Here is a 23,985-nt window from a genome sequence, read left to right as displayed (position 1 = left end):
TGCGGCCCGGCCGCCCACCACCCCGGCGAGGTCACAACTGCCTGGTGGGACGCCCATCACACCGGCCCGACCACATCGCCACGATTGTGGATTTTTCGTGGATCCCACTATTGACAAACCAACCACGCGGTTTGTTAGCGTGAGAGCACGACGTCCCCGGGGGTGGGGACTCGCCGGGTCTGTGCGGACGCTCTCGCCGGAGGGTGGTGCAGGGGGGAACGGCGAGGCTGCCGGGGTGTCGGGGGGAGCGGCAGCGCCGAAGCCGCGCGACGTGGCGGCGTGGAGCGGGTCCGGGGGGACTCGCTCCACGCCTCCCCCGTAACCCGCCCCCGCGCGTCACACCAGTGCGCTCCAGTACGCGCAGTGCACGTAGGGCAGCGGAGCCGGATCGGGCTCACCCGCTCCCGGCAACTCGGGCACCCGCTCCGAGCGGGCCACCCCGAGCTGGCTCGCGGTCACTCGGATCTCACCGAACTCGCCGAAGCACAGCACCAGTTGAGAACCCTCCCGAGTCGTCGCGGCGACCCCGGGCCGGTCCCGTCCGGCGTTCAGCGAGGTGATCGTCCACCCCCGCCGCCGCCACTGCCGCTCCACCGCACCCGCCAACTCCGCCCGCCGGCCCGGGGACACGACGGTCAACAGGTCCCGCCCGCGGGTCACGTACCAGAGCACCTCGGCGCCGCGCCGCCCGGGCGCCGCCAACCGCACCCCCGCCCGCGGCACCGCCTCCTGCCACACCGGCACCGGCCGGAGGCCCTCCACGGTCTCCCGTAGCAGCTCCTCGCACCGTTCCCCGGCGTCGAGTTGATCGACCGTCACATCCGGGGCCAACACCGGCCACCAGTCCGGCACGGCCACCGCGCCGGCGCGGAACCCGTCCGGGCACCCCAGGTTCAGCTCGGCACCACCTGACTGCACAGGGCCCTCCGTACTCCCCCCGGCGTTCAACCCGGGCAGGCATTCCATCACTCCTTGGACGGCCCCCGGGCACGGACAGTTCCCCGCCCCGGGCCCCACCGGATCCGGGGTCAGCCCTTCGCGTCGTCCGCCCAGGTGATGTCCATCTGGTCGATGAAGTAGCGGCCGTCGAAGCAGAGGAAGACCTTGGACGTGGTGTCGTTGTCCGCGATCCAGGTCTTGTTCCACTGCACGACGGTGCCGGCGCCGTCGCGCTTGGGGAAGTAGAGGCCCTCGCGGCGCTCCGGCTGGTTGTAGAAGCCGTGCCCGTTGGGCAGCCGGTACGGCGTCCGGAAGAGGGCGCCGCTGCCGCCGAGGCGGTCGAAGAGGGCGGCGGGGAAGTTGGTGCGGGCGACGAGCTTCGGCGGGACGTAGTGGACGTCCACCTCCCCGGAGTCCACGTAGCGGGCGGGCTCCCCCTTCAACCGGTGGAAGGACCTGCGTACGGCACCCGCCGTGTCGTAGCTGTCCGTGAAGGTCACGAGACTCCCCTCCCGCCCCTCCTGGTACCAGTCGCCCTGGGAGTACTGGTCGAAGTCGAAGGTCTCGATGCGGGTGCCCGGGGTGAGGAGGTCGCCGGGGACCTCCCGGAAGCTGGTCTCGTCGAAGATCTGCTCGATGGTCCGCACGCGCTTCTCGTAGCGGCGGGCCGGCACCCGGAACCGCTCGGCCACCCACTGCTCACCGTCACCGCCGGCCTCGGGCGCGAGCACCACGGCAGTGCCCTCCGGGCTCCCCGCCGGAGCACCGGCCACCAGGCCGGGAATGCGGTGCAGTCGCAGCACGAACGTCTCGGTGGGCCAGTCGACCGACATCGTGAACACCCTCTCTGGCAATGCAACATGACAGCACGTCATAGAGATGATCACTTGATCGGGCGACACTGCGCCAGAGGGCCCCGGACAGGCAAGGACAACCGACACGGCGGGGCTCGGGCATCCCCGACCGCGCCTTCCACCTCACGGCCCCCGCAACCGGCGGAAGCTCGCCGCCGAAGCCACCTTCGCCGACCTCGCCGAGAACGAGAACCGCTACGGCGCCGGGACCGAACTGGACGCCGTCAACGACGCCCGGAAGGCCGTCGGCGCCCTCCGAGGCCCGCCCCCGCCCCTCGGCGGTGCCCGGACAACGCAAAAGCCCCAGGTCGCTGACCTGGGGCTTTACTGCTGGAGCGGGCGACGAGAATCGAACTCGCGCTCTAAGCTTGGGAAGCTCATGTTCTACCATTAAACTACGCCCGCCTGATGAGCCGTCAGAGACTGCTCATTCCAGTGTCACTGTACCCCATCCGCGACAGTGGTCGCACGGCCGCCCCCGGGCCGTGGCGGAGCCCGGTGGGGGCGGGCGGGGAGCGTACTGTTTGGGCCGCGTGCGAGTGCCCCGGTGGGTGTGGGGTCGGGGCGGCGAGCCATGGTGTGGAATGTCCGGAACATCCCCTAATGTGACGCTGTCCCGGGGCCAGGCCGCCGGGGCGCGATGAGTACGGGTGAGTACTGGGTTAGGGATGGGAAGGGGATCGATGGAGCAGCGCACCGTCGTTCGTTGTGCCGAGGGGCACCTGTTCAGCACCACCACGTTCCCGATGCAGAACCTCGGTCCCGGGCGGCTCGGGCCCGGGCGGTTGATCCGCTGTCCGCAGTGCGGACGGCTGCGGAACTCGGTGCCGGCCGACGTACGGGAGCTGTCGACGGCCCAACTGGCTCGGGCGATGCGGCTGGAGGCCGCTGAGTTCCTGGCCTGACGGCCGACGGGAGGACACGGGGCCCCGGACGGATTCGTCCGGGGCCCCGTCGTGCACGTAACCTCGAAGCGTGCTGCTCTCTGACAAGGACATCCGGACCGAAATCGACCTGGGCCGGGTCGCCCTCGACCCGTTCGACCCGTCGATGATCCAGCCGTCGAGCATCGACGTGCGCCTCGACCGCTTCTTCCGCGTGTTCGAGAACCACAAGTACCCGCACATCGACCCCTCCGAGGAGCAGCCGGACCTGACCCGGCTGGTCGAGCCGGACGGCGACGAGGCGTTCATCCTGCACCCCGGCGAGTTCGTGCTGGCCTCGACGTACGAGGTCATCACGCTGCCCGACGACGTGGCCTCCCGGCTGGAGGGCAAGTCGAGCCTGGGCCGGCTGGGCCTGCTCACCCACTCCACGGCGGGCTTCATCGACCCGGGTTTCAGCGGTCACGTGACGCTGGAGCTGTCGAACGTCGCGACGCTGCCGATCAAGCTCTACCCGGGGATGAAGATCGGGCAGCTGTGCCTGTTCCGGCTCTCCTCGCCGTCCGAGCACCCGTACGGCTCCGCGCGCTACGGCTCGCGCTACCAGGGGCAGCGCGGCCCGACGCCGTCCCGCTCGTACCTGAACTTCCACCGCAGCGAGGTCTGACCGCGCCGCGGCAGAGCGCACGCACGACGGGCGGCCACCCCCTCGACCCGGGGGTGGCCGCCCGCGGCGTTTCCGGACGGCTGCGGAGCGGGCGGCGCCGGACAACCAGCAGAGCCGGACAGCTGCGAAGCCGCCCGAGCGGTGTCAGGCCCGCTTCGGGCTGGTGACGGCGACCAGCTCGGCGCCGTCCTCGGACAGCCGCAGCTCGGTGCGCAGCTCGGCGAGCTCGCCGAGGTGGTGCAGGTGGGTGCCGCCGCAGAAGATCTGCGCGCCGCCCTCGGGCAGCTCGCAGTGCCACTGGCGGCGGGCGGTCAGCTCGGGGCCGGGGACGTCGATCCGGACCGGGGCGTCGGCCGCAACCCAGGCGGCGAGCCGGGCGTTGACGGCCTCGGTGAGGGCGGGCAGGGCGTCGGCGAGGGCGGGGAACTCCTCGGTGGCGTCGAGCGTGAAGCCCTTCTTCTTGAGCGACTTGCCGAGCCGGTAGGTGTCGGTGCTGGCCTGGGTGTCCATCACCGAGCTCGCCATGGCGAGGCTGTCGAAGTCGGGGTTGCCGAAGGCGTCGGAGCGGCCCGGGTCCTTGCGCCAGCGCGGGGCGAGCGCGGCGTTCAGGGCGAGGGCGAGCAGGTGGCAGCCGCTGTGCGAGGCGCTCAGGGCGGCCCGGCGCTCGGTGTCGACGGCGAGCGCGGCGGTACGGCCGACGAGGTCGCCGGGGTCGGCGGCGAGGACGTGCAGGACCAGCCAGGACCACTCCTCGTCCCCGCGCTTGACCGGGATCTCGGCGCCGACCAGCGGAGCGCCGCCGTCCGGGCCGACCGCGCCGGTGAGGCAGTCCACCACGGCCAGCTCGGTGCCGTCGACGGTGAGGGTGCCGTGGTCGGCCGGCTGGTCGGGCCAGGTGTGGTCGAGCGGGTGGAACGGGGTCGCCGTGGTCACCACCGCGTACCGGCCGTCTGCCAGCGGGTGCACCGCCAGCACCGGGGACTCCCCGGTCACCGCCCCGGCCGGGAAGCTGACGTGGGTGGTGGGGAGGGTCATGGCTGGCTCCGCTGGTGGTCGACGAACGAGGGTGGGCGGGCCCGGGCCTTCCGGCCGGACCTGCCCACCATTCTGCCTGTCGGCCCCGCAGCGGCGGCAGGGACCTTGATCACGCCGGCCGCTGCCGCCCGGTCACCCGAGCGTCGGCAGCTTGATCAGCACCAGCAGCGCGAGCAGCTGCAGCGCCGCCGCGGCCGCCGCCTTGCCCCAGGGCAGGTCGTGCACCCGCCGGACCATGGTGGTCAGCAGGTACGCGCAGAGCATCCAGGTCGCCCAGCCGACCACCTGCACCACCGCACTGCCCGAGGGCAGCACCAGGTCGAGCAGCAGCCGGGGCGCGTCGGTCAGCCAGCCGATCAGCGCGGCCAGGCCGACCGTCGACTTCCACGGGCCGTCGCCGCCGAGCTGGCGGGCCAGCGCGTAGGTGACCGCGCCGAAGACGGCACCGGCCACCGTGAAGCCGATGGCGGCGGCGAGCAGGCCGGTCAGCGCCACCGAGAAGGTCGAGTTGACGATGTCGTCGTGGGTCAGCCCGATGCCGAGCACCGCGAGCACGCCGTACAGCAGCGAGACGCTGAGGGCGGGCAGCCAGACCTGGTGGTCGCGGGTGCGGTCGAAGATCGCGGTCGGGGTGCGGAAGATGCCGACGAACAGTTCGCGCCACTGCGGCCGGGGCCCGCTGACGTGCGGGGCGGACTGGCCGCCGGCGCGGTAGACGGTGACGTTGTCCTGGCCGTACGGGGGCTGCTGCTCCTGGGCGTACGGCGGCTGCTGCCCGTAGCCGCCGCCGTCGTAGCCGTACTGGCCCTGGTCCGGGCCCTGGCCGTGGCCCTGGCCGTAGGGCGGCTGCTGCTGCCCGTACGGGGCGCCGCCCCGGTACGGGTCGCCGGCCGTCGGGAAGGCCCGGGTGCTGCCCGGCCGGTCGGCCGCGTACGGGTCGTACCCGTCACCGACCGTGGACCCGGGACCGCCCGCGCCGCCGCCCGGAGTCCCCGGGGTGCCCGGCCCGCCGGGCGCTGCCGTCGGGTGCGCGGCCGTGAAGTACTCCGGCCCGTCCACGGGGCCGTCCGCCCGCCCGTACCCCCCGGGCGCCCCCGGCGGCGGAGGCGCCGACCATCCGCCGTGCGGACGGTCGGCACCCTGACCGCTGTCGTATCGATTACCAGCCACGCTCCGAAGGTACCCGTCCGGCCCAGTGCGCGTCCGCCCCGGACGGAGCCGGGGCCGGTTTGCAGCGAGCCTGAGACGAACGGGTCCGAAAGTCGTCCGGCGAGGACGCCCGGGGCCGCTGCGGAGCCGTCAGCGCTGGGCGGTGACCGACGGCCCGTGCACCGAGACGGCCGCGGCCGTGCCGGCCGGGCAGCCGCCCGGGCCGGCCGTGGTGCGGACGGCGCCGACCGGCAGCAGGGTGCCGCAGGCGATCCGGATGCCGTTGGGCAGCTCGTTGTCGGACTCGACGATCGCGCCGTCGCCGATCACCGCGCCGTCCAGGGCCGAGCGGTCGCCGACCGTGGCGTAGGCGCCCACGATCGAGTCCTTGACCAGGGTGTCCGGGCCGATCACGGCGCCGGGCAGGATCACGCTGCCCTCGACGATCGCGCCGGCCTCGACCACCGCGTCCGCGGAGACCACGGTGCCGCCGCTGAGCACCGCGCCCGGGTGGACGGTGGCGCCGGGCAGCAGCAGGGCGTCACCGGTGGGGCCGGGCACGGCCGGGGAGTCGACCTTGCCGAGCACCAGGTCGGCCGAGCCGCGGACGAACGCGGCCGGGGTGCCGAGGTCCAGCCAGTACGAGGTGTCGACGACACCGCGCAGCAGGGCGCCGGTGGCCAGCAGCTCGGGGAAGGTCTCGCGCTCGACGGAGACCTCGCGGCCGGCCGGGATGCGGTCGATGACGGAGCGGGTGAAGACGTAGCAGCCGGCGTTGATCTGGTCGGTGACGATCTGCTCCGGTGTCTCCGGCTTCTCCAGGAACTCCAGCACCCGCCCGTTCGCGTCGGTCGGGACGAGGCCGAAGGCCCGCGGGTCCTCCACCCGGGTGAGGTGCAGGGTGACGTCGGCCCCGGCGGCCACGTGGCCGTCGCGCAGGGCGGCGATGTCGAGGCCGGAGAGGATGTCGCCGTTGAAGACCAGGACCGGCTCGTCCGGGCCGCAGGTCAGCCCGGAGGCGGCGTTGCGGATGGCCCCGCCGGTGCCCAGCGGCTCGCGCTCGGTCAGGTAGACCAGCTCGATCCCGTACGGGGTGCCGTCCTGGAAGTGGTCCTCGAACACCTCGGCCAGGTAGGAGGTGGCCAGCACCACCCGGGTGACCCCGGCGGCGGCGGCACGGGCCAGCTGGTGGGCGATGAAGGGGACGCCCGCCACGGGCAGCATCGGCTTGGGGGTGTGGGTGGTCAGCGGACGCAGTCGCGTGCCCTTACCACCGACGAGCATGATCGCCTCGGTCATGGTCTGCGCTGTTCCCCTTGTGCTCTCCGCGGCCCGGCCCGGCGGGCCGATACCTCCGTCAGTGGTCCGAACCCGTCCTGAACGGGTCGCCCGGCTCGCAGCCGGTCCGGCGCCTACTGTATTTCCTTCCGACCGAATGCCCGTCCGGCGGCCGTGCGATTGACGTCACTCGCCGTCCGCCCGCCGTACCGCCGACCGTCGCCCGGGCCACCGGAAAGCCCGGCCCGGCGGGCGCGTTGGCGGCGTCCACCGGACCGGGCGGTTGTTGCAGAACTGTCGAACAGCGAACGGTGACCGCAGTGACCGCGGTGACCGCGGTTACGTGCTCACCGTCCACGCGTCCACGGCTACGCGTCCACCGTCGCGGGCTCCTCGGCCTCGGCCGGCGGGGTCGCCTTCACCGAGTCGAGCAGCAGCTGGGCCACGTCGACCACCTTGAGGTGCTCCTTGGCCGCGCCCTCGTTCTTCTTGCCGTTGACCGAGTCGGAGAGCATCACCAGGCAGAACGGGCAGGCGGTGGAGACGATGTCCGGGTTGAGCGACAGCGCCTCGTCCACGCGCTCGGTGTTGATCCGCTTGCCGATGCGCTCCTCCATCCACATCCGCGCGCCGCCGGCGCCGCAGCAGAAGCCGCGCTCCTTGTGGCGGTGCATCTCCTGCTGGCGCAGACCGGGGACCTTGTCCATGATCTCGCGCGGCGGGCTGTAGACCTTGTTGTGGCGGCCCAGGTAGCAGGGGTCGTGGTAGGTGATCAGGCCCTCGACCGGGTTGACCGGGACGAGCTTGCCCTCGTCGATCAGGTGCTGCAGCAGCTGGGTGTGGTGGATCACCTCGAAGTGCCCGCCGAGCTGCGGGTACTCGTTGGCGATGGTGTTGAAGCAGTGCGGGCAGGTGGCCACGATCCGCTTGGTCGGGGCGTCCTCCAGCGCGGCGTTCAGCGTCTCCACGTTCTGCGCGCCGAGCATCTGGAAGAGGAACTCGTTGCCCAGGCGGCGCGGGGAGTCACCGGAGCAGGTCTCCTCCTTGCCGAGGATGGCGAACTTCACGCCCGCGGTGTGCAGCAGCTCGGCGAAGGCCTTGGTGGTCTTCTTGGCGCGGTCCTCCAGGGCGCCGGCGCAGCCGACCCAGTAGAGGTACTCGACCTCGGCGGGGTCGATGTCCTCGCCGATCACCGGCACCTCGATGCCGGTCTCCTTCTTGAGCTCCTTGACCCAGTCGAGGCGGGCCTTGGTGGCCATGCCCCACGGGTTGCCCTTGTTCTCCAGGTTCTTGAGCATCGTCCCGGCCTCGGTCGGGAAGTTGCTCTCGATCATCACCTGGTAACGGCGCATGTCGACGATGTGGTCGACGTGCTCGATGTCCACCGGGCACTGCTCGACGCAGGCGCCGCAGGTGGTGCAGGACCACAGCACGTCCGGGTCGATGACGCCGTTCTCCTCGGCGGTGCCGATCAGCGGGCGCTCGGCCTCGGCCAGGGCGGCCGCCGGGACGTCCTTGAGCTGCTCGGCGGTGGCCTGCTCGACGCCCTCCATGTCCTTGCCGCCACCGGCCAGCAGGTACGGCGCCTTGCCGTAGACGTGCTCGCGCAGGCTCATGATCAGCAGCTTGGGGGACAGCGGCTTGCCGGTGTTCCAGGCGGGGCACTGCGACTGGCAGCGGCCGCACTCGGTGCAGGTGGAGAAGTCGAGGATGCCCTTCCAGGAGAAGTGCTCGACCTGGGAGACGCCGAAGACGGCGTCGTCGGCCGGGTCCTCGAAGTCGATCGGCGCGCCCTTGCTGGTCATCGGACGGAGCCCGCCGAGCGCGGTGGCGCCGTCGTCCTCGCGCTTGAAGTAGATGTTGAAGAAGCCGAGGAAGCGGTGCCAGGCCACGCCCATCGAGGGGTTGAGGCCGATGGTGATCGCCCACGCGAACGAGATGCAGATCTTCAGCATCGCGAACAGGTAGACCAGGTTCTCCAGCGTGCCGTGCGACAGCCCGCTCAGCGCCGAGGTGATCGGGTACGAGACCAGGTGCTCCGGACCGTACGAGTCGACGCCGGCCAGGGCGCCCTCCAGGGCGCGCAGCATCAGGATGCACAGGCCGATGCCGAGGATCGTGTACTCGACGTAGAAGGCCTGCCAGGCGATCGAGCCGGCGAACCGGGACTTGCGGCCCGACCGGGACGGCAGGCTCATCAACCGGATCACGATCAGGGTGGCGATGCCCAGGGTGGTCAGGGTGCCGACCAGCTCGACGAAGAGCTGCCAGATCATCCAGTTGCCGATGATCGGCAGTTCCCACTCGGCGTCGAACAGCTGGCCCATCGCGTTGACGATGGTGAGCACCAGGCTGAAGAAGCCGACGGCGACGAACCAGTGGGCGATGCCGACGATCCCCCAGCGGTTCATCCGGGTGTGGCCGAAGAACTCGGTCGCGAGGGTCTTCACCCGCTGGGCGGGCTTGCCGAAGCGGGTGGTGTCCGGCGCGCCGGTCAGCACGACCCTGAAAATGTGCCACGCCGCACGGAGGGCGAGCGCGGTGCCGATCACGAACGTGACCAGCGAGATGACGATCGCTGCTAGTTGCATCGCTCTCCGTCTCCTGCGGCTTGCGGTTGAGCAGTGTCTGCGGTTCTGCGGTTTGCGTGCTGCGTTCTGCGGGACCGCGGTTGTCCGAGTGATTGTACTGGTCGGTAACTTGCCGGGCCGACGGCCCGGACATTACAGGTCGCCAACAGTCCTCCAGAAGGTTCCCAAGCTATGGCGGCAGTCACGTGACCGCACGCGCGCCGCCCCGGGCCACGCGCGCCGGGAACCCCCGCCCCCTCCGGACCGGCATCAGCAAAGTTGAGCGCCGAACACTCATAGCTGTTGACGATGCCCGCCGGGTCGTGCATCCTTGAGCCTGTAAAGCTCAACTCTTCCGTGGAGGTATCTACGATGGCACGCGCGGTCGGCATCGACCTCGGTACGACGAACTCGGTCGTCAGCGTTCTGGAGGGTGGCGAGCCCACCGTCATCACGAACGCCGAGGGCGCGCGGACCACGCCGTCCGTCGTCGCCTTCGCCAAGAACGGCGAGGTCCTGGTCGGCGAGGTGGCGAAGCGCCAGGCGGTCACCAACGTCGACCGCACCATCCGCTCGGTGAAGCGCCACATGGGCACCGGGTGGAAGATCAACATCGACGGCAAGGACTTCAACCCGCAGCAGATCTCGGCCTTCGTGCTGCAGAAGCTGAAGCGCGACGCCGAGGCCTACCTGGGCGAGACCGTCACCGACGCCGTCATCACCGTCCCGGCGTACTTCAACGACTCGGAGCGCCAGGCCACCAAGGAGGCCGGTGAGATCGCGGGCCTCAACGTCCTGCGCATCGTCAACGAGCCCACCGCGGCCGCCCTGGCCTACGGCCTGGACAAGGACGACCAGACCATCCTGGTCTTCGACCTCGGCGGCGGCACCTTCGACGTCTCCCTGCTGGAGATCGGCGACGGGGTCGTCGAGGTGAAGGCCACCAACGGTGACAACCACCTCGGCGGCGACGACTGGGACCAGCGCGTCGTCGACCACCTGGTCAAGGTCTTCCAGTCCGGCCACGGCGTCGACCTGTCCAAGGACAAGATGGCCCTGCAGCGTCTGCGCGAGGCTGCCGAGAAGGCCAAGATCGAGCTGTCCTCGTCCTCCGAGACCTCGATCAACCTGCCCTACATCACGGCCTCCGCCGAGGGCCCGCTGCACCTGGACGAGAAGCTCACCCGCTCCCAGTTCCAGCAGCTGACCGCGGACCTGCTGGACCGCTGCAAGGTCCCGTTCCACAACGTGATCAAGGACGCCGGCATCTCGCTCTCCGAGATCGACCACGTCGTCCTGGTCGGTGGCTCGACCCGCATGCCCGCCGTCGCCGAGCTCGTCAAGGAGCTGACCGGCGGCCAGGACGCCAACAAGGGCGTCAACCCGGACGAGGTCGTCGCCATCGGCGCCGCGCTCCAGGCCGGTGTCCTCAAGGGCGAGGTCAAGGACGTCCTGCTGCTCGACGTCACCCCGCTGTCCCTCGGCATCGAGACCAAGGGCGGCATCATGACCAAGCTGATCGAGCGCAACACCACGATCCCGACCAAGCGCTCCGAGATCTTCACCACGGCCGAGGACAACCAGCCGTCCGTGCAGATCCAGGTCTACCAGGGCGAGCGCGAGATCGCCGCGTACAACAAGAAGCTCGGGATGTTCGAGCTGACCGGCCTCCCGCCGGCGCCGCGCGGCCTGCCGCAGATCGAGGTCACCTTCGACATCGACGCCAACGGCATCATGCACGTCGGCGCGAAGGACCTCGGCACCGGCAAGGAGCAGAAGATGACCGTCACCGGCGGCTCCTCGCTGCCGAAGGACGAGGTCGACCGCATGCGCCGCGAGGCCGAGCAGTACGCCGAGGACGACCACAAGCGCCGCGAGGCCGTCGAGACCCGCAACTCCGCCGAGCAGCTCGTCTACTCGACCGAGAAGTTCATCGCCGACAACTCCGACAAGCTGCCGGCCGACGTCAAGACCGAGGTCGAGACCGCCATCGGCGAGCTCAAGGAAGCCCTCAAGGGCGAGGACATCGCGAAGATCCGCGAGGCCTCCGAGAAGGTCTCCACCACCGCCCAGAAGCTCGGCCAGGCGCTCTACGCCAACGCCGACGCCGCCGGTGCCGGTGCCGCCGCGGCCGGCGACTCCGCCCACGCCAAGGAGGACGACGTCGTCGACGCCGAGATCGTCGACGACGAGAAGCCCAAGGGCGGTGCGTCGGCATGACGGACAAGCCGCAGGGCGGCAAGCCCGGCGACGACTCCGCCGCCGAGGAGGCCGTGATCAAGGCCGCCGAGGAAGCCGCCTCGGCCGGTGCCGGCGAGACCCCCGAGGAGCTCTCCACGGCCAAGCGCGAGCTGGCCGAGCGCACCGCGGACCTGCAGCGACTGCAGGCCGAGTACCAGAACTACCGCAAGCGGGTCGAGCGCGACCGGCTGACCGTCCGCGAGATCGCGGTCTCCAACATCCTGGAGTCCCTGATCCCCGTCCTGGACGACATCGGCCGCGCCCGCGAGCACGGCGAGGTGACGGGCGGCTTCAAGTCCGTCTCCGACTCCCTGGAGATGGTCGTCGCCAAGCTGGGCCTGCAGCAGTTCGGCAAGGAGGGCGAGCCCTTCGACCCGACGCAGCACGAGGCGCTGATGCACAGCTACTCCTCGGACGTCACCGAGGACACCTGCGTCCAGATCCTCCAGCCCGGCTACCGCATCGGCGAGCGGATCATCCGCCCGGCGATGGTCGCCGTGGCCGAGCCCCAGCCCGGCACCCAGACGACGCCCGGCCCGGACGCCGACGCGAAGTCCGCCGAGAAGGACAAGTCCGACGGTGGCTCGGACAGCTGACAACCTGTGACAGCTGACAACCAGTGCGCTGCGGAGTCGTACGCCGGCCAGTACGGCGGCCGGCTCCGCAGCGCGCTGTCAGCAGCGCTTCTTCCGGCGGCTGTTGACAGCGCAGTGACGATGGACATCGGGAGGTGTCGGGAGCGGTGAGCGAGCACAGCGAGCGAACCATCGAGGGGTGCGTGAACCGCTCAGCGGCTTCCGGGCGGAGCGAGGTGGGCGCATGAGCGGCAAGGACTTTGTCGAGAAGGACTACTACAAGGTCCTCGGCGTGCCCAAGGACGCCACCGCCACCGAGATCAAGAAGACCTACCGCAAGCTGGCGCGCGAGTTCCACCCGGACGCGAACAAGGGCGACGCCAAGGCCGAGGAGCGCTTCAAGGACATCTCCGAGGCGTACGACGTCCTCTCCGACGAGAAGCGCCGCAAGGAGTACGACGAGGCCCGCAGCCTCTTCGCCAACGGCGGCTTCCGCACCGGCGGCCCCGGCGGCGCCGGTGGCTACGGCTTCGACTTCGGCGACCTCTTCAACGGCAACCAGGGCAGCGGTGGCGGCGGCGGACTCGGCGACGTCTTCGGCGGCCTCTTCAACCGCGGCGGCGCCCGGCAGGCCCAGCCCCGGCGCGGAGCCGACGTCGAGACCGAGGTGACGCTCTCCTTCGAGGAGGCCGTCGACGGCGCGACCGTCCCGCTGCGGATGACCAGCCAGGCCCCCTGCCGGCTCTGCAACGGCACCGGCGCCAAGACCGGCACCACCCCCCGGGTCTGCCCGACCTGCGTCGGCGCCGGCACCGTCAGCCGCGGCCAGGGCGCCTTCGCGCTCTCCGAGCCCTGCAAGGACTGCCGCGGCCGGGGCATGATCGTCGACGACCCGTGCCCCGACTGCCACGGCAGCGGCCGGGCCAGCTCCGCCCGCACCATGCAGGTCCGCATCCCGGCCGGCGTCCAGGCCGACCAGCGGATCCGGCTCAAGGGCAAGGGCGCCCAGGGCGAACGCGGCGGCCAGCCCGGTGACCTCTACGTCACCGTGCACGTCGACCCCCACCCGGTGTTCGGGCGCAAGGGCGACAACCTCACCGTCACCGTCCCGGTCACCTTCCCCGAGGCCGCCCTCGGCGCCACCATCGAGGTGCCCACGCTGAACGGCCCCGCCGTGAAGCTCAAGCTCCCCCCGGGCAGCGCCAACGGCCTCACCATGCGCGCCCGCGGCAAGGGCGCCACCCGCAAGGACGGCACCCGCGGCGACCTCCTCGTCACCGTCGAGGTCGTCGTCCCCCAGCACGTCGCCGGTGACGCGCTGGACGCCCTGGAGCAGTACCGCGAGGCCACCGCCTCCGACGACCCACGAGCCGCTCTCTTCCGGGCGGCGAAGGGAGCGTGACGACCAGATGTCCCCGAACCCGCTGAACCCGACGAACCCGATGGACCCGATGGCCTCCAACGGCCCGATCGGCCCGGGCCTCGGCGAAGGCCTCCCCGGCAACCCCGCCGGCGGCCGCCCCCGCCGCGCCGCGTCCGCGCCGCAGTACGTCCTCACCGAGGACACCCCGGTGTACGTCATCTCGGTCGCCGCCGAACTCTCCGGCCTCCACCCGCAGACCCTGCGCCAGTACGACCGCCTCGGCCTGGTCTGCCCCGACCGCACCGCCGGCCGCGGCCGCCGCTACTCCGCCCGGGACATCCAGCAGCTGCGCGAGGTCCAGCGGCTCTCCCAGGACGAGGGCATCAACCTGGCCGGCATCAAGCGGATCATCGAGCTGGAGAACCAGGTCAGCGCCCTCCAGTCGCGCATCACCGAACTGGCCGACTCCCTCGAAGGCGCCGCCACCGCCCTCCAGCAGCGCGAGGCCGCCGTCCACGCCTCCTACCGCCGCGACCTCGTCCCCTACCAGCCCCCCACCCCCCAATCCAGCGCCCTCGTCGTCTGGCGCCCCAAGCGCTGACCCGGGGCCCGCACCGCACCACCAGCCGCCGGCTCCCTCCTGTTCGGGGGGTGCCGGCGGCTGCGTTGCGGTGAGAGAGTGGCAGCCGACCAGCGGCCCGAACCAGTACGGAACGTCCTGACCATCCTCCGACCGAGGATCGGCACCCTAAAATCCAGGAGACCAGATCTTGGACATCTTCGGATCGACGGCAGGGAGCCGCAAATGAGTGGACGAGCCCACGCGGCTTCCACCCAAGGTGGGCCACACGCCCTCTCGGCAGAAGCGCGCACCGCGTACCTGGAGATTGTCCAAAATGGTGGGCGTTTTCCCAGCAATGCTCATTACCCCGAGAGCGGCAATCCGCTGGCCGAGTTGATCGACATAGGACTGCTTGTCCCCGATTCGGACGAGCCCGGCATCCTCGTTGCAGTTGATCCCGCTCAACTCGCCGATCGCATCAGCAACACCTGGCAAAGGCAAGCGCTGGACTTGCTGTCACGCGCCGTTTCACTGCCACTTGAGCTCCAAGAGCTCTCCAATGAATTCCATTCCCAGCGCCAGACGGGCGGCTCGATCGAATACATCCATGGAAAGGTTCTCATCAATCAGCGCCTAGGCCAGTGCATTTCCGCCGGAATGGAAGAGGCACTGGCGCTCCAGCCAGGAGGACCGCGACCGCCAGAGCTCCTCGACGCCATGATCGAGCGAGACCTGGAAACGCTGCACCGTGGAACGACAATGCGCACGATCTACCACGCCAGCACCCGCTACCACCAGCCAACACGGGACTACGTGGCGAAACTCGCCAAGGCCGGCGGACAGTACCGGACTCTGGACGAACCCTATATTCGCTTGATTGTCATAGATCGGCGAATTGCGGTCATTCCAATCGCAGACGACATGACCTCGGCCGCCTTTATATTTGAGCCAACCATTGCCAACTATCTCGCCGAGGCAGTGTTCGAACCAAGCTGGAACCGGGCACTTGATTTCGATGGAGACCGGGCCGTACCCCAGCAGGTGGTGTCCCGTCTGCGCCAGACGGTCATCGACCTACTTCTTGCCGGCACCAATCACCGAGTCATAGCAAGGCGGTTGGGCATCAGCGAGCGCACGCTGGCTCGACACATCGCGGAGATGAGGGAGGAGTACAACGTCGACTCCCTGTTCCAGCTCGGATACGCCCTCGCCAGAGCTTCAGAGGTGCCACCCCAGTAAGGCCGACGCCTTGCAGTGGGCCTTTCCGAAGTCCCGGCCCAACGCGGCTTCGCCGCTCCTGCCCTGGCGCCCACTCAAAACGGAACCGCCAAGACGATCGTCAGGACCACCCCAGGTCGTCAGCAACAGAAACAGCCGCCGACACAGACGCGGGCGGGGCATCAGCATCAACTGCCGTGAGATACACACCCACCAGAGCAGCCGCACCAATGGCCAGAGGCAGCAGCGCCCTACGGACAAATCGGTACATGCGAGACATGCGCCCACCCCTTCCGTCTTGTATCGAACGAATCAGCAAGAGAAGCACTATCGTCCACATGCTGCCGCATAACACTCGTAGCTGCCAAGCTCACCCACAGAGTCAGCTGCGTCATCTCCCTGCCAGGCAGCCAGATGACACAGGGCAACCCTGGACGCGACGGGCCGGATCGATGGACGATCAGTTCGCTCTCGATGGTCTCAGCAAGCCTGGCAAACTTGGCAATGCCCATTCAAACGAGCGACCAGTACCTCACCACACAAGACAAGCCCAAAGCCTGAGCAGCCCATGTTCCCGCCAGTCGGCGTGCCGATAGGCCTTAAGGCAATCCCCCGGAGTCGACATGACCGAGCCCTACCTGCGTCACAACGACAGCCAGGCCCCTGAGGGTCGGCGTGCACGTGTGTTCCTGGCCGCGCCGCTGATGCGGCTGACCGGCCCCGCGGACAGCGTGGTGACGCTCGCCAGCCGGACGCGGCTGACGACGCTCCGCACCACCCTCCTGCGCAGCGGTGCCGCCGTGTACAGCGCGCACCACAGCGATGCCTGGACCGTCGCCGGCCGGGCACCCGAGCCCCGCGTCCCCTCCGACTTCCGGGCGCTCCAGTCCGCGGACCTGGTGTTCGCCTACGTCGGCGCCCCGCTCTCGGCCGGTGTCAGCCTCGAACTCGGTTGGGCGTCGGCGCTGCGGAAGCCGATCGTCCTTCTCGTCGACGAGGCCATCACCCACAACCCGCTGATCGCCACCATCGAGCAGGTCGCCCCCGTCCTGCCGCTGGTCTTCGACGACACCTGGTCCCAGGAGGCCCTCCACCACACCGTGGAGACCGCCCTCGACTGGGCCGGCATGGCGCTCTCCCTCCGCGAGGGTTTCTGGACCGCCCCCGGCGACCGCTTCAACGTCCCCCGGCAGCAGCAGACCTCCGTCCCCGGCTACTGGCCGACCGGCGCCGCCACCGGCTGAGCAGGGCTCACCCACCGGACTCCCCCGTCCGGGCTCCCCGCATCTGCCAGCCGAGCTGGAACAGCGTCTCGGCGTCGTACACCTCACGCAGCCGGGCGATGTGACCGGCCACCGTGCGCTCGCTCAGGCCCATGCGACTGGCGATCGCCCGCTGTGTGAGACCCCTGGCGAGCAGGCGACCCACCTGCTCGTAGGTGGCCGGCGAACTGCCCGCTGCCAGTGACGCCCAGTCGACGGCCAGTGCCTGAGCCCACTGCTGCTCGAAGACCCCGACCAGGTAGGCGACCATCGCGGGGTCGTCCACCACGGCGACGACCGTGTTGTCGGAAGCCGCAGGAATCATGGCCACCGTGCGGTCGAAGATCAGGGTCCGGGTGAACGTGCCCTCCAACACCCGGATCGGAGCGCCGATCCGGGTCGACTCCAGCGCGAACCCGACGGTCGGCGGATCGGAGCAGACCGAGGGCTCGAAGGTGGTGCGGATGGATCCACCCGCTTCGATGTAGCGCCGGCTCTGCTTCAAGGAGTCATTCATGTGCTCCGGCGGGCGAGCCCCGCCGGGCTGGGCGCACAACGCCTCGTGCGGGTAGTCCTTGACCAGCTGTGAGATCAGGTGCCGGATCTCCTGCATGCCGGCCATCCTCCGGACTCCGCCGACCGGGTCCATCCGGCGAGGAGCCACGTCGTAGGCCTGGGTCAGGTCGTCCAGCAGGTCAGGGACGGCGGCGGCGCGGGCGAGGAGACGGGCGCTCTCCTCCCGCAGGTCCGCACCGATGCGCTCGCCGACGGAGCGGGGGTTCACCGCGCTGTAGGACCCGTCCGCAGCGCGGAGGACGAGCAGGCCGAGGTCGGCGAGCTGCTTCACGGCAGCGTCGTCCTCGGGGCGGATCTCCCCGACGCGAATCCGGCCGCCCTCGGCCAGGATCGCCCGGTAGAGCTCACGGGCGGCGCCGTCGGGCAGGTCGAGTACCGGCTCAGGCATCGCGGGCTCCCCGCATCTGCCAGCCGAGCTGGAACAGCGTCTCGGCGTCGTACAGCTCCCGCAGGCGCGCGATGTGACCGGCCACCGTGCGCTCGCTCAGGCCCATGCGGGTGGCGATGGCGCGCTGGGTCAGGCCTCGGGCGAGCAGGCGGCCAACCTGCTCGTGGGCTACCGGGGCGGAGCCGGCTGCGAGTGACTCCCAGTCCACGGCCTGGGCCTGCTGCCACTGCTGCTCGAAGACCCCGACCAGGTAGGCGACCATCGCGGCGTCCTCGACGACGGCGGCGACCGTGTGGTCGGGGGTGGCCGGGATCATGGCGACGGTGCGATCGAAGATCAGCGTCTTGGTGAAGGGCCCCTCCAGCAGCCGGATCGGGGCACCGACCTGGGTGGAGTGCAGCGCGTACCGGACCGTCCGTGGATCGGTGCAGGCCGACGGTTCGAAGACGGTGAACATCGCCCCGCCCGCTTCGACGTAGCGGCGGCTGTGGTCGAGCGTGTCCTGCATGTGGTCGTGGGGCCGGGGTCCGCCGGGCTGAGCTGCGAGGACCTCGTGCGGGTAGTCCTTGACCAGCTGCGAGATCAGGTGCCGGATCTCCGGCATGCCGACCACCCGCCGGACCCCGCCGACCGGGTCGGCGCGACGGGGCGCGGTGTCGTAGGCCTGGGTCAGGTCGTCCAGCAGGTCCGGGACGGCCGCGGCGCGGGCGAGGAGACGGGCACTCTCCTCCCGCAGGTCCGCACCGATGCGCTCGCCGACGGCACGCGGGTTCACCGCGCTGTAGGTGCCGTCGGCGGTGCGGAGGACGAGCAGGCCGAGGTCGGCGAGCTGCCGGACGGCGGCCTCGTCCTCGGGGCGGACCTCGCCGATGCGGATCCGGCCGCCCTCGGCCAGGATCGCGCGGTAGAGCTCACGGGCGGTGGCGTCCGGCAGGTCCGGGTCAGGCACTGCGGGCTCCCCTCATCTGCCAGCCGAGCTGGAACAGCGTCTCGGCGTCGTACGACTCACGGAGGCGGGCGATGTGGCCGGCCACCGTGCGCTCGCTCAGGCCCAGGCGGGTGGCGATGGCACGCTGGGTCAGCCCTCGGGCGAGCAGACGGCCGACCTGTTCGTGGGCGGCGGCTTCGGTGGAACCGTCCGCGAGGGCGGCCCAGTTGACGCCTTCGGCCTGTTGCCAGTGCGTCTCGAAGTCCCGCACCAGGAAGTCGACCACGGCCGGGTCCTCGATGAAGGCCGCACTGCTGTCGTCCGGGGCGGCGGGGATCACCGCCACGGTCCGGTCGAGGATCATCAGCTGTCGGAACGGGACGGGCAGGACCCGGATGTGGCAGCCGGCCTCCGTCAGTCGCGCGGCGATCCGAACCGTCGGGCCGTCGAGCCGGGCCGCGACCTCGTAGATCGTGCGCAGTGTGCCGCCCGCCTCGGCGTAGCGGCGGGCGTGCGCCACGATGTCGTCCGCGGCCTCGGCCGGCCTGGCACCTCCCGGGCGCAGGGACAGGGCCTCGTTGCCCAGCTCTTCTACGAGTTGGGAGACCCGGTGCCGGATGTTCGCGTGTCCGTGGACGATCTGGGTGGCCCCGGCGCCGTCGTGGCGTCGCGGAGCACTGTCGTAGGCGGCGGCCAGGTCGTCGAGGAGGTCGGGCACTTCCTCCGCCTGGACCAGCATGCGGGTACCGGCCGCCCGCAACTCGGCCGCGATCCGCGTGGTGACCGTGCGCGGATTGACCGCGCTGAGCACGCCGTCCGAGGCGTACAGCTTCAACAGGCCGGTTTCCAACAGGGTCTGAACGGTGTCGGCGGCCTCCCCCGGGATGTCGGCGATCCGGAGCCGCCCGCCGTCCTCCAGGATCGCGCGGTAGAGCTCGCGGGCGGCATCGGGCAGGTCGAGTACCGGCTCAGGCATCACGGACTCCCCGCATCTGCCAGCCGAGTTGGAACAGCGTGTCGGCGTCGTACAGCTCGCGCAGGCGGGCGATGTGACCGGCCACGGTGCGCTCGCTGAGGCCCAGGCGGGTGGCGATCGAGCGTTGGGTGAGGCCCTGGGTGAGCAGGCGGGCGATCTGGTCACGGAGGTCCGATTCCGGTGCGCCGCCGTCCAGGGACGCCCAGTCGACACTGTCGGACCGCTGCCACAGCTGTTCGAAGGCCTCGACGATGAAGGCCACCGTCGCCGGGTCGTCGACCACGGCGGCGCTGCTGAGGTCAGACTCTGCGGGGATGACGGCAACGGTCCGGTCGAAGACCAGGAAGCGCTTGAACGGGCGGTCGAGCACCCGGATCGCGCAGCCCGGTGCGGTGGCTGCCGCTGCGTACGTCACGGCCCCGGGGTCGGTGCGGGCACCGAGCTCGAACAGACATCGGATGGCACCGCCGCGTTCGAGGTAGCGGCGGGTGCGGGCGAGGGATTCGGCGAGCTGGCCGGCGTCGCGCGCGGCGCCGGGCTGGGCGCTCAGGGCTTCGCTGGCGAACTCCTGGGTCAGTTGCGCGACTTCGTGCCGGATCTCGGCCTTGCCGGTGACGACCCGGGCCCGGCCCAGGCCCGGCTCCCGGCGTGGTGCGGTGTCGTAGGCACGGGTGAGGTCGCGCAGCTGCTCGGGGACCTGGTCGGCCTCGGCAAGGAGCCGGGCGCCGGCCCTGCGGATGTCGGCGCCGATGCGTTCGGCGACCGCCCGGGGGTCGACGGCACTGTACGAGTTGTCGACCAACTGCGGTACCAGCAGACCCAGTTCCACCAGCCGCCCGAGTGCCTCCCGGTCGCCCGCGCCGACCTCGGCGGCGCGGATGCGGCCACCTTCGCGCAGGACGGCGAGGTAGAGGGCGCGGGCGGCGGTGTCCGGGAGGGCGATGCCCTGGTCGGTCATGGCCGTTCACCCCGCATCTGCCAGCCGAGCTGGAACAGCGTCTCGGCGTCGTACAGCTCGCGCAGGCGGGCGATGTGACCGGCCACCGTGCGCTCGCTCAGGCCCAGGCGGGTGGCGATGGCGCGCTGGGTGAGCCCTCGGGCCAGCAGACGGCCCACCTGCTCATGGACGGCGGAGTCGAGGGAACCGTCGTCCAGTGCGTCCCAGTTGACGCCTTCGGCCTGCTGCCAGAGCGTCTCGAAGGTATCGACCACGAAGGCGACCGTCGCGGGGTCGTCGACCACGGCGGCGGTGCTGTAGTCGGCGGCGGCGGGAATGATGGCGACGGTGCGGGCGAAGACCAGGAAGCGCCTGAACGGTACGGCGAGGACTCGGATGGTGGCGCCCAGCTGGGACACCTGGGCGGCGAAGCGCACGGTCGGCGGGTCGTACTTGGCCGAGACCTCGTAGAGGGAGCGCACGGTGCCGCCGCGTTCGTGGAAGCGGCGGGCGTGCCGTAGCGAGTCCGGTATCTCGTTGGCCGGGCGGGGGCCGCCGGGCTGGGCCGACATGCCGTCTCCGGGCAACTCCTCGGTCAATCGGTCGATTTCGTAACGGATCTCCTCCAGCCCGGTGACGTAGCGCACCCCGGTCGAGTCGCTCCGCCGCTTCGGGCTGGTGTCGTAGGCCTGGGTGAGTTCGCCCATCAGCTCGGGGAGTTGCTCTGCTTCCGCGAGCAGGCGAATGCTCTGTCGGCGGATCTCGCTGCCGATCCGCTCGGTGGCCGCGCGCGGGTCGACGGCGCTGTAGCACCCGTCCAGCAACTGCGGTACCAGCAGCCCCAGTTCCACCAGCCGTCCGAGTGCTTCCCGGTCACCCGCGCCGACCTCCTCGGCGCGGATGCGGCCGCCCTCGCGCAGGACGGCGAGGTAGAGGGCGCGGGCGGCGGCGTCCGGGAGGGTGGCGGCGAGGAGGGTGGTGGGGTCAGCCATGGCGTTCCCCGCGGAGGTACCAGCCGAGGTGGAAGAGGGTCTGGGCGCCGTAGCGCTCGCGGAGGCGGGCGATGTGGCCGGCGACGGTGCGTTCGCTGAGGCCGAGGCGGGTGGCGACGGCGCGCTGGGTGAGGCCGCGGGCGAGCAGGCGGCCGATGCGGACGGTGGTGGGGTGGGGGGCGCCGAGGTTGCGGTCGGCGGGGGTGGCGCGGGTCCAGTCGCGTTCGAACTGGGCGACCAGGTAGGCGACGGTGGTGCGGTCGGTGACGACGGTGGCGCGGTTGCGGTCCTCGACGGCGGGGATGACGGCCACCGAGCGGTCGAAGACCAGCACCCGTTCGTACGGTTCGGCGAGCACCCGGGCCTCGGCGCCCTCGCCGCTGCGGAGGGCGACCTGGCGCAGGGTGGCGGGGTCGTCGAGGGCGCCGGGCTGGTGGAGGGTGCGCATCGAGCAGCCGCGCCGGAGCAGGGCGAGGTCCTGGGCGAGGCTGGTCTGGAGGGCCTCGGCGGAGTGGTGGCCGGGTCGGGCGGCGAGGAACTCCTCCTGGCACTCGGCGATGAGTTCGGAGATGCACTGGCGGACGGCGGCGGCACCCACACCGGCCCCGCCCACACCGGCCCCGCCCACGCCCACGCCCCCGCCGCCGTCGGGCCGGGCAGCGTCGCCGGCCCCCTCCTCCCCGGACCCGGACGGCCGGTGGAGCGCCTCGTAGGCCTGGGAGAGCGGCTGGAGGGTCCCCGGCAGCCGCTCGGCGTGCACCAGCAGGCGGGTGGCCCGGAGGCGGAGTTCGGTGCCGAGCCGGTCGCCGAGGGCGCGCGGGTTGGCGGCGGTGTAGCCGGTGGCGGTCGGGGTGAGGAGTCCGCGGGCGACGAGGGCCGCGACGGTGGCGCGGTCGGCGGGGGCGAGGTCCTCGGGGCGCAGCCGGCCGCCGGCGCGGACGACGTCGAGGTAGAGGGCGCGCTCGGCCGGGCCGGGCTCATCGGTCATCGCGGGCGCCTCTCATCAGCCAGCCGAGCTGGAAGAGGGTCTGGGCGCCGTACCGGTCGCGCAGGCGGGAGATGTGGCCGGCGACGGTGCGTTCGCTGAGGCCGAGGCGGGTGGCGACGGCGCGCTGGGTGAGGCCGCGGGCGAGCAGGCGGCCGACCCGGTCGGGGATGGTGCGGGCGGGGCCCTGGCCGAGGGCGGCGGCGGCCTCGGCGGTGTCGGCGCGGGCCCAGTCGCGTTCGAAGCCGCCGATCAGGAAGGCGAGGGTGGCCGGGTCGCTGATGAACGCGGCGGTGCTGTTGTCGTCGTTGGCGGAGATGACGGCGACGCTGCGGTCGAAGACGATCAGGCGCTGGAAGGGTTCGTCGAGGACGCGGATCTGCGAGCCGTGCCGGGTGACCTTCTCGGCGTAGGCGAGGGCGGCCGGTTCGACGAGGGCGACGGGCTGGTAGACGGTGCGCAGGGAGCAGCCGCGCTGGAGGAGTTGGACGTCCTGGGCGAGGGCGACCTGGAGGGTGTCGGCGGGGCGGTGGCCGGGTTGGGCGGTGAGGACCTCGGAGCGGCAGTCGGAGACCAGTTGGGAGATCCGCTGGCGGATGTGGACGTGGCCCTCGACGTAGACCGCGCCGCCGGAGGTGCCGGACGGGCGGGGCATCGCGTCGTAGGCGCGGGTGAGGCCGTCGAGGGCGCCGGGGAGGTTCTCGGCGCGGACCAGCAACCGGGTTGCCTCGCTGCGGAGTTCGGCGCCGACCCGGTCGCTGACGGAGCGCGGGCTGACGGCGGTGTAGCAGCGGTCCATCCGGTTGACCATGACCAGGCCGATGTCGAGGAGTTGCCGCAGCGCGGCCCGGTCGGCGTCGGTGACGTCGGCGAACGGGATGCGGCCGCCTTCGGCGATGACCGCGAGGTAGAGCTGTCGGGCGGCCTCGTCGGGCTCCTCGCCCTCGGGTACCGCCTGGTGCGGCGCGACCGCCGGTTCCGCCGTCACGTCGTACTCTCCCTGCCGGACGCCTCTCCCCTTGCTGTCCCGGTCCGTACGCGCGGGGCCGCGGGTTGCGCGGTCCGCGGGCACCGGTGGCCGGGCGTCTCACGCTACCGGTCGGACGGCGGGCCCCCGGGTCCGGGTGCCGTCGCACACGGGGTCCCGGGGGCCGCCATCGGTACGCCAGGTCAGGGCGATTCCGTCGAGGCGGAGCAGCAACGCCTCGCCGGTACCGGTTCGGGCTCCATCACCACACATGGATCCCGGCCGGGGCTCTTCCCCCCCGTTCCACGCGTGCGGGACGTTGCCCGCGTGGTCAGTTCTGAAGAGCTGGTCGCCACCATCGGACTGCGGTGCCCGGACGACCTGGCGTACCTCCACCTTCACAGTGTGACGGCCGGTGAACAAGTGCCGCCCGAGTGCAGGTTCACGCAATTGCAGCTATCTGCATCCCGCAGCGGGCGCGGGGCCGCGGGCGGGGGCGGGGATTCCGGTAAAGGCCGAGGCCAGCGGGGGGTACGGGCGGCGCGCGGCGGTCGGCCGGGCACCGCCATCGTGCAGCTGCGCGTTCCTGCAACGGCGGCGTGCTCCTGAGTGCGGCGGCCGCCGTGCGGGTCGTCGCAG

Annotated in this window: 20 protein-coding genes, 1 tRNA gene and 1 pseudogene; 8 read left to right on the top strand and 14 right to left on the bottom strand. The window is 71.2% G+C overall.

Annotated elements, in window-relative coordinates:
* Window positions 1-336 precede the first annotated feature (336 nt).
* The 3 genes from ACFY2K_RS09185 to ACFY2K_RS09175 all read right to left on the bottom strand — a co-directional run bounded on the left by ACFY2K_RS09185 (window position 337) and on the right by ACFY2K_RS09175 (window position 2,198).
* Window positions 337-918 carry a hypothetical protein gene (locus ACFY2K_RS09185; RefSeq protein WP_375882690.1) on the bottom strand — a complete coding sequence of 194 codons (582 nt, stop codon included), beginning with the start codon at window positions 916-918 and terminating at the stop codon, window positions 337-339.
* Window positions 919-1,028: 110 nt separating this feature from the next.
* Window positions 1,029-1,772, bottom strand: a complete 744-nt coding sequence (locus ACFY2K_RS09180; protein ID WP_387710428.1) for a hypothetical protein — start codon at window positions 1,770-1,772, stop codon at window positions 1,029-1,031.
* Between the two features lie 352 nt (window positions 1,773-2,124).
* Window positions 2,125-2,198: transfer RNA gene (locus ACFY2K_RS09175), tRNA-Gly, on the bottom strand.
* 263 nt (window positions 2,199-2,461) lie between these two features.
* Here ACFY2K_RS09175 and ACFY2K_RS09170 point away from each other — a divergent pair.
* Window positions 2,462-2,698, top strand: coding sequence for a hypothetical protein (locus tag ACFY2K_RS09170; RefSeq protein WP_375882694.1), 237 nt, complete (start codon window positions 2,462-2,464; stop codon window positions 2,696-2,698).
* Window positions 2,699-2,768: 70 nt separating this feature from the next.
* Complete coding sequence (gene dcd, locus ACFY2K_RS09165) at window positions 2,769-3,344, top strand: dCTP deaminase (protein ID WP_375882696.1); 576 nt, start codon at window positions 2,769-2,771, stop codon at window positions 3,342-3,344.
* Window positions 3,345-3,488: 144 nt separating this feature from the next.
* On the opposite strand, the gene ACFY2K_RS09160 is transcribed toward dcd, so the two are convergent.
* The 4 genes and pseudogenes from ACFY2K_RS09160 to ACFY2K_RS09145 form a co-directional block, all read right to left on the bottom strand.
* A complete protein-coding gene (locus tag ACFY2K_RS09160) occupies window positions 3,489-4,379 on the bottom strand; it encodes a metal-dependent hydrolase (protein WP_387710425.1) in 891 nt (296 codons plus the stop codon).
* 132 nt (window positions 4,380-4,511) lie between these two features.
* Window positions 4,512-5,438, bottom strand: a complete 927-nt coding sequence (locus tag ACFY2K_RS09155; RefSeq protein WP_387710423.1) for a Yip1 family protein — start codon at window positions 5,436-5,438, stop codon at window positions 4,512-4,514.
* Window positions 5,439-5,762: 324 nt separating this feature from the next.
* Window positions 5,763-6,827, bottom strand: a pseudogene (locus ACFY2K_RS09150) (sugar phosphate nucleotidyltransferase); the annotation flags it as partial.
* 347 nt (window positions 6,828-7,174) lie between these two features.
* The gene (locus tag ACFY2K_RS09145; RefSeq protein WP_380523851.1) at window positions 7,175-9,397 is read right to left on the bottom strand and encodes a (Fe-S)-binding protein; all 2,223 of its coding nucleotides are present in this window, start codon (window positions 9,395-9,397) and stop codon (window positions 7,175-7,177) included.
* A gap of 351 nt (window positions 9,398-9,748) precedes the next feature.
* Here ACFY2K_RS09145 and dnaK point away from each other — a divergent pair, with 351 nt between their 5' ends.
* The 6 genes from dnaK to ACFY2K_RS09115 all read left to right on the top strand — a co-directional run bounded on the left by dnaK (window position 9,749) and on the right by ACFY2K_RS09115 (window position 16,579).
* On the top strand, window positions 9,749-11,596 hold the full coding sequence (gene dnaK, locus ACFY2K_RS09140) for a molecular chaperone DnaK (protein WP_380523849.1): 1,848 nt from the start codon (window positions 9,749-9,751) through the stop codon (window positions 11,594-11,596).
* Window positions 11,593-12,213: a nucleotide exchange factor GrpE gene (gene grpE, locus ACFY2K_RS09135; protein WP_375882708.1), complete on the top strand. Its 621-nt coding sequence runs from the start codon at window positions 11,593-11,595 to the stop codon at window positions 12,211-12,213. The genes dnaK and grpE overlap by 4 nt, the downstream gene beginning before the upstream one ends.
* 223 nt (window positions 12,214-12,436) lie before the next feature.
* Window positions 12,437-13,594, top strand: a complete 1,158-nt coding sequence (gene dnaJ / locus ACFY2K_RS09130; RefSeq protein WP_375882710.1) for a molecular chaperone DnaJ — start codon at window positions 12,437-12,439, stop codon at window positions 13,592-13,594.
* Window positions 13,595-13,643: 49 nt separating this feature from the next.
* On the top strand, window positions 13,644-14,156 hold the full coding sequence (locus ACFY2K_RS09125; protein ID WP_375882928.1) for a heat shock protein transcriptional repressor HspR: 513 nt from the start codon (window positions 13,644-13,646) through the stop codon (window positions 14,154-14,156).
* Between the two features lie 204 nt (window positions 14,157-14,360).
* On the top strand, window positions 14,361-15,356 hold the full coding sequence (locus ACFY2K_RS09120; protein ID WP_387710420.1) for a helix-turn-helix domain-containing protein: 996 nt from the start codon (window positions 14,361-14,363) through the stop codon (window positions 15,354-15,356).
* 602 nt (window positions 15,357-15,958) lie between these two features.
* Window positions 15,959-16,579 (top strand): hypothetical protein, encoded by a 621-nt coding sequence (locus ACFY2K_RS09115; protein WP_380523844.1) that lies wholly within the window; start codon window positions 15,959-15,961, stop codon window positions 16,577-16,579.
* A 7-nt stretch (window positions 16,580-16,586) separates the two neighbouring features.
* Here ACFY2K_RS09115 and ACFY2K_RS09110 read toward each other — a convergent pair whose 3' ends face one another.
* From ACFY2K_RS09110 to ACFY2K_RS09080, 7 genes are read right to left on the bottom strand one after another with little or no spacing between them, the layout of a single operon-like run.
* The gene (locus ACFY2K_RS09110) at window positions 16,587-17,561 is read right to left on the bottom strand and encodes a LuxR family transcriptional regulator (RefSeq protein ID WP_387710418.1); all 975 of its coding nucleotides are present in this window, start codon (window positions 17,559-17,561) and stop codon (window positions 16,587-16,589) included.
* Window positions 17,554-18,510 carry a LuxR family transcriptional regulator gene (locus ACFY2K_RS09105; RefSeq protein ID WP_387710416.1) on the bottom strand — a complete coding sequence of 319 codons (957 nt, stop codon included), beginning with the start codon at window positions 18,508-18,510 and terminating at the stop codon, window positions 17,554-17,556. The genes ACFY2K_RS09110 and ACFY2K_RS09105 overlap by 8 nt, the downstream gene beginning before the upstream one ends.
* The gene (locus ACFY2K_RS09100) at window positions 18,503-19,465 is read right to left on the bottom strand and encodes a LuxR family transcriptional regulator (RefSeq protein WP_387710414.1); all 963 of its coding nucleotides are present in this window, start codon (window positions 19,463-19,465) and stop codon (window positions 18,503-18,505) included. The genes ACFY2K_RS09105 and ACFY2K_RS09100 overlap by 8 nt, the downstream gene beginning before the upstream one ends.
* On the bottom strand, window positions 19,458-20,423 hold the full coding sequence (locus tag ACFY2K_RS09095; RefSeq protein WP_387710413.1) for a LuxR C-terminal-related transcriptional regulator: 966 nt from the start codon (window positions 20,421-20,423) through the stop codon (window positions 19,458-19,460). Before ACFY2K_RS09095 ends, ACFY2K_RS09100 begins: the two co-directional genes overlap by 8 nt.
* The gene (locus tag ACFY2K_RS09090; RefSeq protein WP_387710411.1) at window positions 20,420-21,394 is read right to left on the bottom strand and encodes a LuxR family transcriptional regulator; all 975 of its coding nucleotides are present in this window, start codon (window positions 21,392-21,394) and stop codon (window positions 20,420-20,422) included. The genes ACFY2K_RS09095 and ACFY2K_RS09090 overlap by 4 nt, the downstream gene beginning before the upstream one ends.
* Window positions 21,387-22,382, bottom strand: a complete 996-nt coding sequence (locus ACFY2K_RS09085) for a LuxR family transcriptional regulator (RefSeq protein ID WP_380523838.1) — start codon at window positions 22,380-22,382, stop codon at window positions 21,387-21,389. The genes ACFY2K_RS09090 and ACFY2K_RS09085 overlap by 8 nt, the downstream gene beginning before the upstream one ends.
* Window positions 22,372-23,367, bottom strand: a complete 996-nt coding sequence (locus ACFY2K_RS09080; protein ID WP_380523836.1) for a LuxR family transcriptional regulator — start codon at window positions 23,365-23,367, stop codon at window positions 22,372-22,374. Before ACFY2K_RS09080 ends, ACFY2K_RS09085 begins: the two co-directional genes overlap by 11 nt.
* Window positions 23,368-23,985: the final 618 nt, after the last annotated feature.

Source organism: Kitasatospora sp. NPDC001309 (assembly GCF_042896295.1).
Classification (GTDB): Bacteria; Actinomycetota; Actinomycetes; order Streptomycetales; family Streptomycetaceae; genus Kitasatospora.
Note: the sequence above shows the minus strand (reverse complement) of the source record. Positions and strands in the feature narration are given on the sequence as shown.

Coding starts and splice junctions, on each gene's coding strand:
- ACFY2K_RS09180 (WP_387710428.1), bottom strand. CDS start 1,772: ATGTCGGTCGACTGGCCCACCGAGACGTTCGTGCTGCGACTGCACCGC.
- ACFY2K_RS09170 (WP_375882694.1), top strand. CDS start 2,462: ATGGGAAGGGGATCGATGGAGCAGCGCACCGTCGTTCGTTGTGCCGAG.
- ACFY2K_RS09160 (WP_387710425.1), bottom strand. CDS start 4,379: ATGACCCTCCCCACCACCCACGTCAGCTTCCCGGCCGGGGCGGTGACC.
- ACFY2K_RS09145 (WP_380523851.1), bottom strand. CDS start 9,397: ATGCAACTAGCAGCGATCGTCATCTCGCTGGTCACGTTCGTGATCGGC.
- dnaK (WP_380523849.1), top strand. CDS start 9,749: ATGGCACGCGCGGTCGGCATCGACCTCGGTACGACGAACTCGGTCGTC.
- grpE (WP_375882708.1), top strand. CDS start 11,593: ATGACGGACAAGCCGCAGGGCGGCAAGCCCGGCGACGACTCCGCCGCC.
- dnaJ (WP_375882710.1), top strand. CDS start 12,437: ATGAGCGGCAAGGACTTTGTCGAGAAGGACTACTACAAGGTCCTCGGC.
- ACFY2K_RS09125 (WP_375882928.1), top strand. CDS start 13,644: ATGGCCTCCAACGGCCCGATCGGCCCGGGCCTCGGCGAAGGCCTCCCC.
- ACFY2K_RS09120 (WP_387710420.1), top strand. CDS start 14,361: ATGAGTGGACGAGCCCACGCGGCTTCCACCCAAGGTGGGCCACACGCC.
- ACFY2K_RS09115 (WP_380523844.1), top strand. CDS start 15,959: ATGACCGAGCCCTACCTGCGTCACAACGACAGCCAGGCCCCTGAGGGT.
- ACFY2K_RS09110 (WP_387710418.1), bottom strand. CDS start 17,561: ATGCCTGAGCCGGTACTCGACCTGCCCGACGGCGCCGCCCGTGAGCTC.
- ACFY2K_RS09100 (WP_387710414.1), bottom strand. CDS start 19,465: ATGCCTGAGCCGGTACTCGACCTGCCCGATGCCGCCCGCGAGCTCTAC.
- ACFY2K_RS09095 (WP_387710413.1), bottom strand. CDS start 20,423: ATGACCGACCAGGGCATCGCCCTCCCGGACACCGCCGCCCGCGCCCTC.
- ACFY2K_RS09090 (WP_387710411.1), bottom strand. CDS start 21,394: ATGGCTGACCCCACCACCCTCCTCGCCGCCACCCTCCCGGACGCCGCC.
- ACFY2K_RS09085 (WP_380523838.1), bottom strand. CDS start 22,382: ATGACCGATGAGCCCGGCCCGGCCGAGCGCGCCCTCTACCTCGACGTC.